General features: G+C 55.6%; 14 protein-coding genes and 2 pseudogenes. 6 read left to right on the forward strand and 10 right to left on the reverse strand.

Translation table 11 applies throughout. From position 1 onward, the window contains the following. Positions 1-45: 45 nt before the first annotated feature. The 9 genes and pseudogenes from mutS to sppA all read right to left on the reverse strand — a co-directional run. Positions 46-2,718 (reverse strand): annotated as a pseudogene (mutS, locus tag CU100_RS03175) (DNA mismatch repair protein MutS); the annotation flags it as partial. Positions 2,719-2,889: 171 nt separating this feature from the next. After that, a complete protein-coding gene (locus tag CU100_RS03180) occupies positions 2,890-3,780 on the reverse strand; it encodes a GNAT family N-acetyltransferase (RefSeq protein ID WP_407070292.1) in 891 nt (296 codons plus the stop codon). Between the two features lie 98 nt (positions 3,781-3,878). Then, positions 3,879-4,385 (reverse strand): signal peptidase II, encoded by a 507-nt coding sequence (lspA, locus tag CU100_RS03185; RefSeq protein WP_106715087.1) that lies wholly within the window; start codon positions 4,383-4,385, stop codon positions 3,879-3,881. Between the two features lie 17 nt (positions 4,386-4,402). After that, complete coding sequence (locus CU100_RS03190; protein WP_106715088.1) at positions 4,403-5,266, reverse strand: TrmH family RNA methyltransferase; 864 nt, start codon at positions 5,264-5,266, stop codon at positions 4,403-4,405. After that, positions 5,263-6,372, reverse strand: coding sequence for a class I SAM-dependent rRNA methyltransferase (locus CU100_RS03195; RefSeq protein ID WP_342588290.1), 1,110 nt, complete (start codon positions 6,370-6,372; stop codon positions 5,263-5,265). The genes CU100_RS03190 and CU100_RS03195 overlap by 4 nt, the downstream gene beginning before the upstream one ends. Positions 6,373-6,442: 70 nt before the next feature. After that, positions 6,443-7,417, reverse strand: coding sequence for a bifunctional Delta(1)-pyrroline-2-carboxylate/Delta(1)-piperideine-2-carboxylate reductase (locus CU100_RS03200; RefSeq protein ID WP_106715090.1), 975 nt, complete (start codon positions 7,415-7,417; stop codon positions 6,443-6,445). 19 nt (positions 7,418-7,436) lie between these two features. Next, complete coding sequence (locus CU100_RS03205; RefSeq protein ID WP_183635488.1) at positions 7,437-7,769, reverse strand: LapA family protein; 333 nt, start codon at positions 7,767-7,769, stop codon at positions 7,437-7,439. Positions 7,770-7,808: 39 nt separating this feature from the next. Continuing rightward, positions 7,809-8,093 carry an integration host factor subunit beta gene (locus tag CU100_RS03210; protein WP_106715092.1) on the reverse strand — a complete coding sequence of 95 codons (285 nt, stop codon included), beginning with the start codon at positions 8,091-8,093 and terminating at the stop codon, positions 7,809-7,811. 92 nt (positions 8,094-8,185) lie between these two features. Continuing rightward, positions 8,186-9,076, reverse strand: a complete 891-nt coding sequence (gene sppA, locus CU100_RS03215; protein WP_407070307.1) for a signal peptide peptidase SppA — start codon at positions 9,074-9,076, stop codon at positions 8,186-8,188. A gap of 335 nt (positions 9,077-9,411) precedes the next feature. Between sppA and lptC the strand changes: the two genes are divergently transcribed. The 6 genes and pseudogenes from lptC (at position 9,412) to ptsN (ending at position 14,806) form a co-directional block, all read left to right on the forward strand. Further along, a complete protein-coding gene (lptC, locus tag CU100_RS03220) occupies positions 9,412-10,149 on the forward strand; it encodes an LPS export ABC transporter periplasmic protein LptC (RefSeq protein ID WP_106715094.1) in 738 nt (245 codons plus the stop codon). A 56-nt stretch (positions 10,150-10,205) separates the two neighbouring features. Further along, positions 10,206-10,811 (forward strand): LptA/OstA family protein, encoded by a 606-nt coding sequence (locus CU100_RS03225; protein WP_106715095.1) that lies wholly within the window; start codon positions 10,206-10,208, stop codon positions 10,809-10,811. Positions 10,812-10,917: 106 nt separating this feature from the next. Further along, positions 10,918-11,646 (forward strand): annotated as a pseudogene (gene lptB, locus CU100_RS03230) (LPS export ABC transporter ATP-binding protein); the annotation flags it as partial. A 166-nt stretch (positions 11,647-11,812) separates the two neighbouring features. Then, positions 11,813-13,456: an RNA polymerase factor sigma-54 gene (gene rpoN / locus CU100_RS03235; protein ID WP_106715965.1), complete on the forward strand. Its 1,644-nt coding sequence runs from the start codon at positions 11,813-11,815 to the stop codon at positions 13,454-13,456. 212 nt (positions 13,457-13,668) lie between these two features. Further along, on the forward strand, positions 13,669-14,262 hold the full coding sequence (gene hpf, locus CU100_RS03240; protein WP_106715096.1) for a ribosome hibernation-promoting factor, HPF/YfiA family: 594 nt from the start codon (positions 13,669-13,671) through the stop codon (positions 14,260-14,262). A 79-nt stretch (positions 14,263-14,341) separates the two neighbouring features. Then, positions 14,342-14,806 (forward strand): PTS IIA-like nitrogen regulatory protein PtsN, encoded by a 465-nt coding sequence (ptsN, locus tag CU100_RS03245; protein ID WP_106715097.1) that lies wholly within the window; start codon positions 14,342-14,344, stop codon positions 14,804-14,806. 42 nt (positions 14,807-14,848) lie between these two features. Here the strand turns inward: ptsN and CU100_RS03250 are convergent, their stop codons facing one another. Then, the gene (locus tag CU100_RS03250) at positions 14,849-15,283 is read right to left on the reverse strand and encodes a transcriptional repressor (RefSeq protein ID WP_106715966.1); all 435 of its coding nucleotides are present in this window, start codon (positions 15,281-15,283) and stop codon (positions 14,849-14,851) included.

The following is a 15,283-nucleotide window of genomic DNA, read 5'->3' on the forward strand; positions in this document are numbered from 1 at the left end:
TTCAAACGAAACGATTACATTCGCGACGTTCCGTGTTGACGTCATTCAAGATGTCGTGTTCGCGACAAGGCCCTTCAATCGGTAGAGAGCCTCCAGCGCTTCGCGCGGTGTCATCTCATCCGGATTGATCGTTGAAATGGCTGCCATGAGCCCGTTATCATGGCCTTGGACAGGTTTGGGAGCCTGCCGCTTGACCTCCACCGAAAACAAGGGCAGGTCATCGATCAACTTGTCTGTCTTGCCCGATGTCTCGCTGGCCTCGAGCTGGTGCAGCACATCGCGGGCACGATTGACGACAGCCTCAGGGAGGCCTGCCAAACGCGCCACCTGCACGCCATAGGAACGATCGGCGGCGCCCTTGGCGACTTCATGCAGGAACACGACGTCGCCGTCCCATTCCTTGACGCGCATCGTCGCATTGCTGAGCCGCTCGAGTTTCTCCGAAAGTGCGGTCATCTCGTGGAAATGCGTCGCGAACAATGCCCGGCATTGGTTCTTCTCGTGCAGGTACTCAACCGCCGCCCATGCGATCGACAGGCCATCGAAAGTGGCGGTACCCCGGCCGATTTCATCGAGAATAACCAGCGAATGGTCAGTGGCCTGGTTAAGGATGGCGGCAGTCTCGACCATTTCCACCATGAAGGTAGAGCGTCCCCGTGCGAGGTCATCGGAGGCCCCCACACGCGAGAAAAGCCGATCAACGACACCTATGTGCGCCGAACCTGCTGGGACGAACGAACCTATCTGCGCGAGAATCGCGATCAAGGCGTTCTGACGCAGAAACGTCGATTTGCCGCCCATGTTCGGGCCAGTCAGCAACCAGATAGCGCCCTTGCCCGCGCCTGGAGGGGAGAGATTACAGTCATTGGCAACGAAAGGAACGGCCGCTTGCCGGCGCAGCGATTGCTCGACAACCGGGTGTCGTCCAGCCGTGATTTTGAACGCAAGACTGTCATCGACGAGTGGTCGGCAGTAGCCTTGTTCTTCCGCCAGCGCTGCGAGGGAGGCGGAGACATCAAGCGCTGCCAGTGCCACAGCGCCTGCACGAATGGCGTCGGCGTTTGCTACGGTTTCATTGGTCAATGCGTCGAAAACGCCAAGCTCGATCGAAAGTGCGCGTTCGGCTGCGTTTGCTATCTTGGTTTCGAGCTCCGCCAGTTCCGTCGTCGTGAAACGCATCGCATTGGCGATGGTCTGGCGATGGATGAACTTGCTCTTGGCCGCATCTGTATCGGTCATCACAGAGGCATTGTTGGCCGTTACTTCGATAAAATAACCAAGGACATTGTTATGTTTTATCTTCAGAGATTTGACGCCGGTGGTTTCCATGTAATCAGCCTGCAGACCGGCGATTATGCGGCGTGAATGATCCCGCAGTGCCCGCATCTCATCGAGTTCGTCGTGATAGCCGGACCGGACGAAGCCCCCGTCGCGCTTGAGAAGGGGCAATTCGTCTGCGAGCGCCCGATCAAGGTGCCTGGCAAAATCCAGCGGCAGGTTGGCCAGACATTCTCTGATTCGCGCAAATTCTTTCGGCAGATCCTCGCGTTGCAACAATTGGGTGATTTGCACTGCCGCCTCAAGCCCGCGGGCGAGTGCACCCAGGTCGCGCGGACCGCCACGGCCAACCGCAAGCCGTGACAGGGCGCGGGGCATGTCGGGCACGCCCTTCAATGCTTCACGCATTAGATCCGCAAGTGGTTGGCGCAGCAGGAAAAACGAGATCGAATCCAAACGTTCCGCAATGGCCGCTGGATCAGTCAGTGGTGAGGTCAGCCGCTCAGCCAGGAGCCGCGCGCCGCCGCCTGTCACCGTGCGATCAATAGCCCTCAGCAAACTTCCCTCGCGTTTGCCCGAAAGCGTGCGCAGAAGTTCAAGATTGGCGCGGGTTGCAGGGTCGATGAAAAGCGATGAACCTTCCGACTCCCGCTCGGGTCGCATCAGCGGGGGACGCTCCGCAATCTGCGTCTTTTCGACATAGGCGATGGCACCGGAAATGGATGAAAGCTCGGCACGCGAGAATTGTCCAAATCCATCCAATGTGCTGACATCGAAATAGCGCTGAATACGATTCTCCGCTGTAGCGCTGTCAAAAAGACTGGGGGGCTGCGGACTGACCGCGCGGCCGATGACATCGAATACCGGTCGCAGATCCGGATCGTGAAAGACAGTATCCGCGACGATAAGTTCGCGCGGATCCACACGCAGTATGTCGGCGAGCAACCGCGAAGGCTCGGTCTCGCTAACGCGGAATGTTCCAGTGGATATGTCGATCCAGGCGAGGGCGAATTGACCTTTGTCCGAGCCCTTCACCCGACCGAGGGCCATCAAGTAATTGGCTTCGGACGGGTCGAGCAGCCTTTCCTCGGTGATCGTGCCGGGTGTGACCAACCGGACGACGTCGCGTTTCACGACGGACTTCGCCCCCCGTTTCCTTGCCTCGGCAGGATCTTCGATCTGCTCGCATACGGCGACACGAAAACCTCGGGCGATCAGCTTTTGCAGATAATCGTCCGCCGCATGAACAGGTACGCCGCACATGGGAATATCGTCGCCCAAATGTTTTCCGCGTTTCGTCAGTGTGATTCCGAGCGCCCGCGAAGCTTCGACGGCATCATCGAAGAACAGCTCATAGAAATCGCCCATCCGATAGAACAACAAACTATCCGGATTTGTGGCCTTGATCTCGATGTACTGCTCCATCATCGGCGTTGGTCGCGCCGATATTTCAGCCTCGTAAGGGGTCGGTTCGATGATCGCTGCCGGTTCGGCCAAGAACGTTCTCCAGATCTAAATCGGGAGCAATCTAGTCTCTATCGGAGGATTTACACACCTCTTCCTCGTGCGTCCGGGAGTTTTCTCCACAGGTGATCGGCAGGATCAACAGATTTAGACGAAGCGCTTCGCCTCGGCAGCGTAATGGCTGATATAGCGCTCCGATATTCGGCTGACCGGCAGAATGATGAAGACATCCGTCGTGCCGAAATCATGATCGACCACGGCGCCATCGCCGATCATTGCCCCAAGCCTCAAATAGCCCTTGATCAAAGGTGGCATGGCGAAGAGCGCGACCTTTGGATTGATCGCTTCGCTCGGAACAAGATCCATCGCGTGATAAAGCGCAGGCAGGGCCTGAACATCCCAATCGGGCGTTGCGCGACAATTATGCTGCAGAAAAGATAGAGGCAGCGCGTGCGCGGCCGGAACTGTGCCGTGGAACGATGCGCAGCCGAACATCACGCCGATTGAGTGGTGGCGGCAGTAGGTCCAGATACCTTGCCAAAGCAATTCTACGGTCCGTTTCGACCTGTACTCCGGGAGAACACAGGAGCGGCCCAACTCGAGGAAGCGCAGTTCAGGCTTGGCATTGACCAGCCGATCAATCGAATATTCGCTGGCTGAATAGAAGCCGCCAGTTTCGAAAGCTTTCTCGGAGCGCAACAGCCGGTAAGTGCCCACGATCTGCTTGTGTTTGGGTCCCGCGATCGATGTGTCGTAGACTAGAAGATGATCGCAGAAGGGATCGAACCGGTCAGCATCACGCTGCTCCATCGTCGCAGAGCCTTTGGCGCCCAATTCATCAAAGAAGACCTTGAATCGCAACTGCTGCGATGATGCGATCTCATCCTCGGTTTGCGCCAGGCAAACCTCCATCGTACCGATGCGGCCAAGCACCGGTGCAAGGTGTGGAGCCGTAAACGGCGAGGGAGTTGAATCAACCTGCGACATCATGCGTTGATCTTTAGTGATTGAAGCAGATTCAAGCAAGGCGATGGTCATATCGATTTGGCTCATCCAGGAGATTTATCGGTACTCGTTCGTTCGTCGAATACAACAGTTGGATGACGGCTAAATGACGTGACTGCCAGGCTTTGGCGTCAGTTCTCGCCGGTCTTCCCGCCACCGCCGGCTCTGCGGTCCCCCAGCCAGAGCAATAATTCTTCCAACACCACCAGCGCCGCGCCAATCGATATGTAAGCATCAGCCAGATTGAAGACGGCAAAGGACCATGAGGGCAGGTGGAAAAGGAAATAGTCTATGACATAGCCGTGCAGGCTTCGGTCGATGAGGTTGCCGAGCGCCCCGCCGACGATCAGTGCGAAGCCGAAGCGCGACATCCATCGCGAGTACGTTGTGCTCCACCATAGATAGCTGACAAAACAGATGACGACGATCGTCAATGCAATCAGGGCTTCGTCCCCGAATCCGCTCAGCATCGAGAATGCAATCCCGGTGTTGTGCACGCGAAACAACGCGAGAAAGGGCAAGAGATCGATTTGTTCCTGATATTCCATGCCCCTTTCGACAAGATATTTGATGATCTGGTCACTGATTACGGCGAAACCAATGATGGCAAGAAGGCTGTAAAATGCTTTGCTTCTCATAAATCCGATTTCTCAATTCAAGGGACGAGTTTCAATGCGTTACGCCGGATTTCGAACAACATGATGCCGGTGGCAATGGCGAGATTAAGCGAATCGGCACGGCCCTCCTGCGGAATGCGCGCGAGCCTGTCACACGACGAAGCCAGTTGATCCGGCAGACCTTGTTGCTCGTTACCCATCAACAAAACCACCGGTTTGTCGGAATAGGGGATCGTTCGATAATCGACCGCGCCCTTCAGGTGGGTTCCAACGACGATGCCTGAAAAACCTTTCCGCCAGGAAAGAAACTCGGTCTCGGGTGCACGTATGACCGGCATGGCAAAAACCGAACCCATTGTTGCCCGAATTGTTTCCAGTGAGAACGGGTCAGTCGTATCGCCAATCAAAATGACGCCCTTCGCGCCAGCAGCGTCCGCTGTTCGGATAATCGTGCCGAGATTGCCAGGATCGCGCACGCGGTCGAGAGCCACATAAACATCGTTGCCCTGCGGTTTGATCGACGAAAGCGATTGCAGCTTCTGTTCGAATACACCAACGACCATCTGCGGATTGTCACGGCGGGTTATGGCGGCAATGACTTTCTCGCTGACCTCAAGTACGTCGCCTCCCTTGGCAATCGTGCGTGCGGCGACCGGTTCGACCAGCGAATTACCCTTGCCCGCTTTCGAATAGACGAGTGTCTTGATTGTCCAACCGAGGTCAATGGCATCGATGACGAGTTTCAATCCTTCGGCGAGGAAGACACCCTGCTGATCGCGGAACTTCTTGACCGCCAGGGATCGCAGATCCTTGACGATCGGATTGGTCAGGCTGGTGACCTCCTTGACCCGCCCAGGGCGCACCCGTCCGCTGCCGCGCTGTTGATCATCCTGCTTGTTCATTGCGCGCTCCAGCGGCTGAAAAGGGAGGTTGAAAGCGCTCGGCTGGCGGATCGCTCACGCAGGATGAGCTCGCCTGACTGAACCTCTCCTCCAAAGCCCGTGAACGCATCACGCATCAATTCATGGATGGCAAAGAACGAAGCGCGGATTGAATAAGCTGTCAGAACGACCGCAAGCGGGTTTGGCGTCAGGATGGACCGGCAGAGATCCACCATGTCCGGCAGATTGTCGAACAACTGCCACACTTCTCCGTTGGGACCGCGTCCATAGGCGGGCGGGTCGAGAAGTATGATATCGTAGACACTGCCGCGCCGCTCCTCGCGTGCAACGAATTTCATCGCGTCCTCGCATATCCACCGAATGGGTTTGCTGGATAGCCCTGCCATCTCCTGATTTTCCCTTGCCCAGACGATCGCCTTCTTGGAGGCGTCGACGTGGGTCACTTCAGCCCCTGCACGGGCCGCCACGAGAGAAGCCACACCCGTGTATCCAAAGAGATTGAGCACCTTGACGGGCCGTTTCGCATTCCGGATCAACTGGTCCATGTAGGACCAGTGCGTACCTTGTTCAGGAAAGACCCCCACATGGCGAAAGGATGTAAATCTCCCCAGAAACGGTAGGCCGTCATAAGAAAGCGGCCAGGTCTCGCCAAGGGGAACTTTTGGAAAATTCCAGCGGCCGACACCCTCCTCATCCGTATTGCCGGTGAAAACCGCATCCGCCTTGTCCCATTCCGCTCGATCCCACGCAGGCAGCCAGATTGCCTGTCCCTCAGGACGAACGATGCGATAGGGGCCGTATTGTTCAAGTTTCAGACCATTGCCACTATCGAGTAAAGCGTAATCGCTCGAAGGCGAGGTTTCGAGGATAAGCCCGGTTTGTTCCCGAGGACGCAGGCCGGAGCGACGCGCCAGGACGCGCTTTGGAGCCGCGGCTTCGGAACGGGTGCTTGATTTCCTTGGGGATTCGATATCGGCGGCACGTGGCGCGTTGGCGAATTGCGGCCGCGGCTTCGTCGCGCTTTGCCGATACGCTACGCCTTTCGGAGCGCTCCCCGTGGGACCAGTCCCTTTTGCCTTCCTGGATTTTCCGCCGGACGATTTCAAACTGTGCATTCCTCGCAGTTGGTTGGAACTTTTCCTATGCCAAGAGGAGGAAAGGAGAAAGCAAAAACGCTCAAGCGGAAGCGGAGACTGCCTTTTCGTAGATCAGAACGCCGGCCGCCAAATCTTCCAATGCAGCGCCGACCGACTTGAATAGCGTGATTTCGCTGGGGGATCGGCGACCCTCGACTGTCCCGCGCGTAAGACCAAACAGATCACCGATCACGTGGCTTTCGCTGATGACGCCCGCTTTGATCGGCTGCACAATATCACCGCCCTCTTTCAACGCACCGTCGAGAGTGTCGACAAAAACCCGAGCCCGTTTGACACATTCGTCGTCGCTCTCGCGCATCTCAGGGGTGAAAGCTCCGATCAAATCCACGTGGGTGCCAGGCTCCAAGTGCTTGCCAAGGATCAGGGGTTCGCTCGACAGGGTCCCGGCAGACACGATATCGGCCTCTGCGATAGCCGCATCCTTGTCTTTTACCGCTCTGGCGTTGAAGCCGTCTGCAACGAGTTCGCGAACGATCTTTTCCGCACCTGCGAAATTGCGGTTCCAGACCGAGATTTGCGTGATGGGACGGACAGCACTGTGCGCGCGTGCGAGAAAACCCGAAAGCGCGCCTGCGCCAAGTACGACAAGCCTTGATGCATCCTCCCGCGCCAGATACCGTGCGGCGAGGGCAGATGCACCGGCGGTGCGCCACAAAGTGAGCCTTTGCCCGTCAATCAGCGCTTTTGGCTCTCCGGTTTTGCCGTCCATGAGAAGGTAAACTCCCATGACAGCAGGCTTCGCGACTGCGCCATTATCCGGAGAAACGGTTACGATCTTGACGCCCATGTAACCCTTGGAAGAATCGCCGAGAGCGTCGAAGTCAGACCAGGCAGGCATCAACAGCAGCGTTGAGGGCGCTCCGTCGGGACGGTTGACCGTATGGTGATGACGCACAGGCTGAACTACGCCTTGACGGAAGGCATTGTTGATTGCCTCGATCATGTCCGGCCAGTTCAAGAGCCCGTCGACCTCAGCCGGGGAGATCAATTTCATTTCATTTCCTTGAATTGCTTCAATGCAGTGACGGCAGATTCGGCGTAGACGTCGATTCGGCCGAAGACTTTCTGGCTTCCTTGCGCAGCAATTCCGCTTCAAGTTTGCGTTGGCGAGCGAGTTTGCGATGTTTGCCCTGATTGTACCAGGTCGCGAAGCTTCCGAGCATCAAACCGAGTATCAGAGCGGCAAATAGCCAGACAAACAGCGGCGCAGAATACGAAAGATCGGGGTTTCCTGGATTGAACGGATCGATGGTGAACGATATGGCCTGGCGGTTCGCTACTGACAAGGCGATCAGGATCACAGCGAGGGGAACAAGAATGAGGACAATGACGATACGACTGATCATGATATTCTCCGGCTGCGCTCCACACGCTGTTCGATGGCACTAGCCGTTGGCGTTCAGCCTGTCGCGAAGTTCCTTGCCCGTCTTGAAGAACGGTACCCATTTCTCTTCGACATCCACGCTTTCACCGGTGCGTGGGTTGCGGCCGTTGCGAGCAGGGCGGTTCTTGACGGAGAATGCTCCGAAGCCACGGAGTTCCACCCGATTGCCTTCGGCCAGCGCATCGGTAATCTCGTCAAAGATGGCGCCGACGATGTTTTCCACATCACGCTGAAACAAATGCGGGTTGCGGTTAGCAATGATCTGCACGAGCTCTGATTTGATCACAGCGAAATCCCTTCCGGTTCAAGATCAGGAGGACAAGGGTCTAAAGGCACCAACGTGGAGACTATGTCACTGATCTTGTGAGTTTAATAGGCTTATTGCGCCCCAACGGGCTTGCCGTCAACGTGCCAAACAGAAACGAGTCCGTCAAGGAACATCCGATCACCTGTCAATTCGCGCAGAATTCCCGCACTCTCTTCAGGGATGCCGAGATACTTCGCCAGCATTTTCACGGCAGAATGGGAGAAAAACATCCCAAGTGACGATTTTTCGACGGGTTTCCATTCAAGGACGGGAAGCTTGTCATCGACTCCCTTGGTCTTGAGCCAGCCGAGGGCTTTTTCTTCGCCGCCAAGTTCATCGATGAGCTTGTTGGCGACTGCCTGCCGGCCGGTGAAGACTGATCCGTCTGCCAGTGCCAGCGCCTGTTCATGCGTGAACTTACGCCGCTCCTGAACAAGGCCGACAAACCAGTCGTATGAATCGATGATCATCCGGTGGATCATGGCCTTGGCTTCTTCGCTGGCGGGATTGAAGAAATTTGGTTCTGCCTTGAGCGGACTGGATTTTATGGTTTCGACCTTTACGCCGAGTTTGCCAAGCAGCTGAGAAATGTCCGGATACTGAAAGAGAACGCCAATAGAGCCAATGATGGATGACTGGCGGGCAACGATGTGATCGCTTGCACTTGCAATCATGTATCCGGCCGAAGCAGCCAGGGTTCCGACTTGGGAAACGACAGGTTTCTTCATTGCAAGTTTGCGCACAGCCTCATAGATCGCTTCTCCGCCTGCCGTCGTCCCGCCGGGTGAATCGACCGAAAGGATCACACCTTTGACTGCATCGGAATCCTCCACGTCCTTCAAGCGTTTTAGCAGTTCATCATTTTCGAAGATTGTGCCTTCCACGCGTACCTTGGCAATATGCGGCGCGGACTTGCTCGATAAGCCGTCCGAGCCGGTGTTGAAGAAATAAAGGCCGAACATTGCAACTGCGAGGATTGCGAAGGCCAATACCCGCCAGAAAGTCAATTTTCTGCGGAGCCGTCGTCTGTCGATAATTGCGTCAGCAGTATTTGCCATCGTTCCGTCCGTTCATTTTTGCAGTTCAGTTCACGTCTCTTCTGCGGCATGATCCCATCGGAGTCCATACTGGTTGTCTGGCTCGATCCGAAGTTTGGACCTTGTATCTGGTCAACCGACGGCATACTTGTTGCACCGAGTGCAACTTGTGCAAAATGGTGCATGTCCATTTCATCGAAAAATAACCATACTGGCGTCAGATAGCCATTATATTGCAATCGGTAAACACAGCTAGACCTATGTCCATCGAACCAGACGACATGCATGCGGGGCGCGACGCCACCGCCGTTGCAGACCATCATGCAGAGGTCGCGCGGCAGTTTGCTGGCTCTGTCAAAGATTCCATGGTGTTCCGAGCTGCGGAGCGCCATTCGCGCCGCGTGCGCTTTCTCAAGTTCGCGCTACCTGCAGCGGCTCTCGCCGGCGCTGCCGTCTTTTCCTGGTTCACCTTCTTTTCGACGTCAAGTGTACCGAGCAATATCTCGCTCGACAATGTCGGAATCGAAAACGGCATGCGCGTCATGACCAATCCGAATCTTGATGGATTCACCAAAGACAATCTTCCATACAAGGTGAGTGCCGTCAGAGCCCTTCAGGAGGTCGGCAATAACAATGTTATCTCGCTTGAAGGAATCAATGCCAAGATCCCGCTCGGCAAGGAATTGCGCGCCGAGGTCACGACAAAATCGGGTGTGTACGACAACGCCAATCAGCAATTGAAGCTCGATAGCGCCATAACCCTGACAACATCCGACGGCATTACGGCTTTGCTGCAGTCCGCTACTATTGATATGGCTGGTAACGCGATGTCGACCGATGATCCGGTCAGCATCAAAAATGGCAGGTCGAGTATTGCCGCTGACAGTATGCGAATTACCGAAAGCGGGAAGGTTATAACCTTCGAGAAGCGTGTGAGGCTTGTCATTCAGCCTGCAAAGCTGCAAGAAGGTGAGAAGGAAATGCAATCGCCGGAGTAGCATCCGGGGATCATTGCTGGTTTCGAGGGAATATCCCGGATTTAGGAGAGAAGACGATGTCGCGCGGGGCAAAACTGATCAGCATATCGACCATTGCGTTTGGGCTATTGGCGACGCCCTTGACTGCTCCCGCCTTCGCTCAGGAAGCTGCTACGGCCACGACCGGTATCAAGTTGTCTGGCGACCAGCCGATCCAGATCGACTCGGACAAGGTGGATGTCCGTGACAACGATGGAACGGCTACCTTCACCGGGAATGTGACGGTTGTCCAGGGCGCGACGCTTCTGAAAGCCGGTTCGATGATAGTCTACTACATCAAACCCAAGAAAGACGCAGGTGGGACGACAACCGACGCCCCGAAACCCGCCGGAATAACTGGTGCCAGCTCTCAGGATATCGACCACATCGAGGTCAATGACAAGGTTTACGTCAAATCCCAGGATCAGGTCGCCACTGGCGATCACGGCACTTTCGATATGAAAACGGAAGTACTGGTTCTGACCGGCAGCAAGGTTGTTCTTTCGCAAGGAGACAATGTTGCGGTCGGCTGCAAGCTGACTGCGCAGTTAAAAACAGGTCAAGCCCAGCTCGAGAGCTGCAAGAGTGGACAGACAGGGCGCGTTTCTATCATCGTAGCCCCCAAAAACGCTCCGAAGAACTGAGACCGTAGTGTCATTGTTTTCGCGTCCCTCTTCCAGCAAGCTTTCCGCGCGGCTTGACTCGACTGTTTCTCAGGAAATGCGTCCTGCTGACCCAAAGGCTGCTGATGAGAAAAAAGGTACGCTTATCGCACGTGGCATCACCAAGAGCTACAATGGCCGCCAGGTCGTCAACGGCGTCACGTTTGGAGTTCGCGCCGGCGAAGCTGTTGGTATTCTGGGTCCGAATGGTGCGGGCAAGACCACATGTTTTTATATGGTCACTGGCCTCGTCCCGGTCGACAAAGGCACGATAGAAATTGACGGCTTCGATGTAACGACCATGCCAATGTACCGCCGTTCGAGGCTCGGTATAGGGTATTTGCCGCAAGAAGCGTCGATTTTTCGCGGGCTGTCAGTGGAAAATAACATCAAGGCGGTCCTTGAGGTCGTAGAAAAGGATCGTAGTAAGCGCGCTCAAGAACTGGACGCGCTTCTCGAAGAGTTCCACATCGCTCACCTGCGCAAGGCCCCCGCGCTATCGTTATCAGGCGGGGAGCGTCGGCGGCTGGAAATCGCACGCGCCTTGGCATCGAGTCCCAATTTCATGCTTCTGGACGAACCATTTGCAGGTGTGGATCCGATTGCTGTAGCAGACATTCAACAATTGGTGCGCCACCTGACCGACCGCGGTATCGGCGTTCTGATTACGGACCATAATGTGCGCGAGACGCTGAAGCTGATCAACAGGGCCTATATTATACATGCCGGGCAGGTACTCACGCATGGACCTCCAAATGACATCATTGCCAATGAGGACGTACGACGGCTTTACCTCGGAGATCAGTTCAAGCTCTGATTTTGCGATTCAACCTGAGATTTCTACAAGAATTGTCGTTTTCTCTACGTCTTTAGATTGAAAATTGCCGCAGCAAGGCCTTTTTCATGCCCTTGCGATTGACAAGCAAGGATTGGGCCAGTTCTGTACGACAGCAAGAATTCGTATGGGAGTATCGGCGTTCACCATGGCTCTGTCGGCAAAGCTGGATCTCAGGCAAACCCAGGCATTGGTGATGACGCCCCTGCTCATGCAGTCCATTCGACTGCTGCAGTTGACGCATGTCGAACTCGACCAGTTTATCGAGCAGGAGATCGAAAAAAACCCCCTGCTGGAACGCGATGAGACAACTAACAGCGATTTTTACACGTCTGACAAGCGCGATTTTCAAAGCGACAGGAGCTTGGGCGATGAACATGAGTTTGGCCGAGCCAGCGACGATGAGCCGGGGGAAGACCAACCCTTGGATGGGGGGACCGATCACTGGCTGGTAAGCGGAGAGTCGACAAGTGCCGGCTCCATGTCCGACACGTTCGACAGCTCGCTGGAGAATATCTTTCCGGATGATCCTGGAACACACGATCTCATCGCCGGTGACCTGGCTTCGACATGGAAATCCTCATCCGGCGACGGTTATATCTCAACCGGGGGTGAGGGTTTCGACCTTGAGCAGGTGACCGCCGCTCCCCTGACCCTCCGCGGTCATGTTGCCGAGCAGAGCATCTTTGCCTTCGCTTCAGCGGGAGACCGCCTGGTCGCCGCTGAACTCGCCGACCACCTCGACGAAATGGGCTACCTGCGCGCGGATATCGAAGAGCTTGCGGACAGGCTCGGGGTCTCTGTTCAACACATCGAAAGCCTGATCAAAGTCCTGCAGACCTTCGAGCCTGCCGGGATTTTCGCGCGCAATCTCGCAGAGTGCCTGTCTCTGCAGCTTCAGGCAAGAAATCGCTTGAGCCCGGCAATGAGAACGCTTCTGCAGAATCTTGAGCTTCTGGCAAAACGCGATTTCCAAAGCTTGAAGAAGCTTTGCCGGGTGGGGGACGCCGAGATTTTGGCTATGTTACAGGACATTCAGCGTCTTGACCCCAAGCCGGGCACCGCTTTTTCCTCGGGGGTCGCAGACAGTATCGTACCGGACGTGCAAGTGGATCTGGCGCCGGACGGCACGTGGCGGATAGAGCTCAACCCCGATGCCTTGCCGCGTGTGTTGGTAAACAACAGCTATTACGCCACGGTCGCAAAATCGAAGACTACATCGGCCGAGAAAACATTTTTGAGCGAGTGCCTGCAAAACGCCAGCTGGCTTACCCGTAGCCTTGATCAACGAGCACAAACGATCCTCAAAGTGGCAAGCGAAATCGTTCGACAGCAGGAACAATTTCTTCGCCATGGTGTTGCCCACCTCAGGCCGCTCAACCTGCGAAATGTCGCGGATGCCATAGGCATGCACGAGTCCACGGTCAGCCGGGTAACGGCCAACAAATATATGCTGACCCGGCGCGGCGTGTTCGAACTGCGTTACTTTTTCAACGCTGCAATCGCGGCAACTGAAGGTGGCGACCAGCACTCATCGCAATCTGTGCGCCACCAGATCAAGCGTCTTATCGACTTGGAGACGCCAGAGGGCGTGCTGTCGGATGATACGATCGTAGATTTGTTGAAGGAGCAAGGAGTCGATATTGCTCGCCGGACCGTTGCTAAATACCGGGAGGGGATGAACATCGCTTCGTCCGTGCAACGCAGACGCGAAAAGAAAGCTCAGCTATCTGTGTGCGCGGGCGATGGAAAGTCTGGATTCATCCGCCGAGCGGGTGTAGAATCTCTGTGAGTGGGTAAACGAACCGGACCAAAGAAGTCCGGATGGGAGGCAGGCGCCGGTAATTTGCTACAATTGAAAGTGAAAGCGCACCTTTTAGATGAAGAATCAGCAAGTGAAATGTGATGAAACGCCCGCACTGGTTGTGTGGGATGTCTTTGCTCGCCTCTCAACAACAGTGTAGGTTGTTGGGGCGATGAAGATCACAATGAAGGTGAGGTATCATGAGTCTGCGTGTATCTGGGAAACATATGGACATTGGGGACGCTTTCCGCATCCGAATTGAAGAGCGGATAGGCGAGATGGTCTCCAAATATTTCGATGGTGGATATACCGGCCACGTCACGGTGGAAAAGCAGGGCTCGCGATTTATTGCCGACTGTCTCATCCGGCTCGACACCGGTACCGTGCTTCAGGCGGCGGGCGAGGCCCAGGACCCCGTACTGGCATTTGATGCCGCGGGCGAACGCGTTGACAAAAGGCTCCGCCGCTATAAGAGGCGTCTCAAATCGCACCAGGCACCAGGCTCAAACGGTGTGTTCGACGATATTTCCTACACGGTCATGGCACCCGTACCGGATGATGAGGAGGATATGCCGGAGGACTATGCGCCGACCATAGTTGCCGAAACGTCGATGGCGCTCAGAAGCATGAGCGTTGCTTCAGCGGTCGTGGAGCTTGACTTGAAAGATAGCCCGGTGGTTGTTTTTCGAAACGCTGGCAGTACGCAGGTAAATATCGTATATCGCCGCGCCGATGGAAATATTGGCTGGATCGATCCATCGACAGTGGCGGGTGAAAACGTCGCTCGGACGTAACGACGCGGATTCATAGCGAAATCGAACCCCCGTCCGCGCAAGGGAAAGCGCGCGGACGGAACTGGAAGGAAGAGAGATAATGGATCTGGGTGATCTCATTCAGCCCGACGCTGTCCTGCCCGCGTTGAAAGTCAATTCCAAGAAGCAGCTTTTGCAGATCATGTCGGAAAAGGCTGCCGCCCTCACCGGATTAAGCGAGCGGGCGGTATTCGATACGATTTTGCAGCGTGAGCGTCTCGGGTCCACCGGTGTTGGCAACGGCATTGCAATCCCGCATGGCAAAATCAACAGCGTGAAGCGGATAGCCGGCGTTTTTGCTCAGCTCGAAACGCCAATTGATTTCGAATCATTGGATGACCAGCCTGTTGATATCGTATTCCTGCTTTTGGCGCCGGAAAATGCCGGGGCGGACCATTTGAAGGCATTGTCACGCATTGCGCGCATGCTGCGCGATCCCGACCGTATTGCGAAACTTCGTACCGCCCACGACGCAAGCCTGATTTACGAGCTGCTAACGTCGCAGCCGGCGTCTACCGCCGCCTGAATATGTCGTCCTGACTCGCTGAAGGCCGACCCTAGCGGCCCTTCAAGAGGATCGGTCGGTCTTCCGGCCATAGAGTTCCAGCCGGTGGTGAACGATATCATAGCCCAGAGACCGCGCGATCTCCTCCTGCAACTTCTCGATCTTGCCTGACTGAAACTCAATCACGGCACCCGTATCGATATCTATCAGGTGATCGTGATGCTCGCCGCGCGCCTGTTCGAACCTGGATGGCCCGCCGTTAAAGGCATGTCGATGAATCGCACCCATTTCCTCGAGCAGGTTCATGGTTCGATAGACCGTCGAAAGAGAAATGCTGTCATCGATCTCGATAGCACGATGAAAAATCTTCATCGCATCAGGGTGGTCTTCAGTCGAAGTGAGGATATCTATGATGATACGTCGCGGACGGGTGATGCGCACACCCGCCTTGCGCAATTCCTTTTCATAATCCGGCTTCTGATTCATTGCTTGTCTCAT

The sequence above is a fragment of the Phyllobacterium endophyticum genome (assembly GCF_003010935.1).
Classification (GTDB): domain Bacteria; phylum Pseudomonadota; class Alphaproteobacteria; order Rhizobiales; family Rhizobiaceae; genus Phyllobacterium; species Phyllobacterium endophyticum.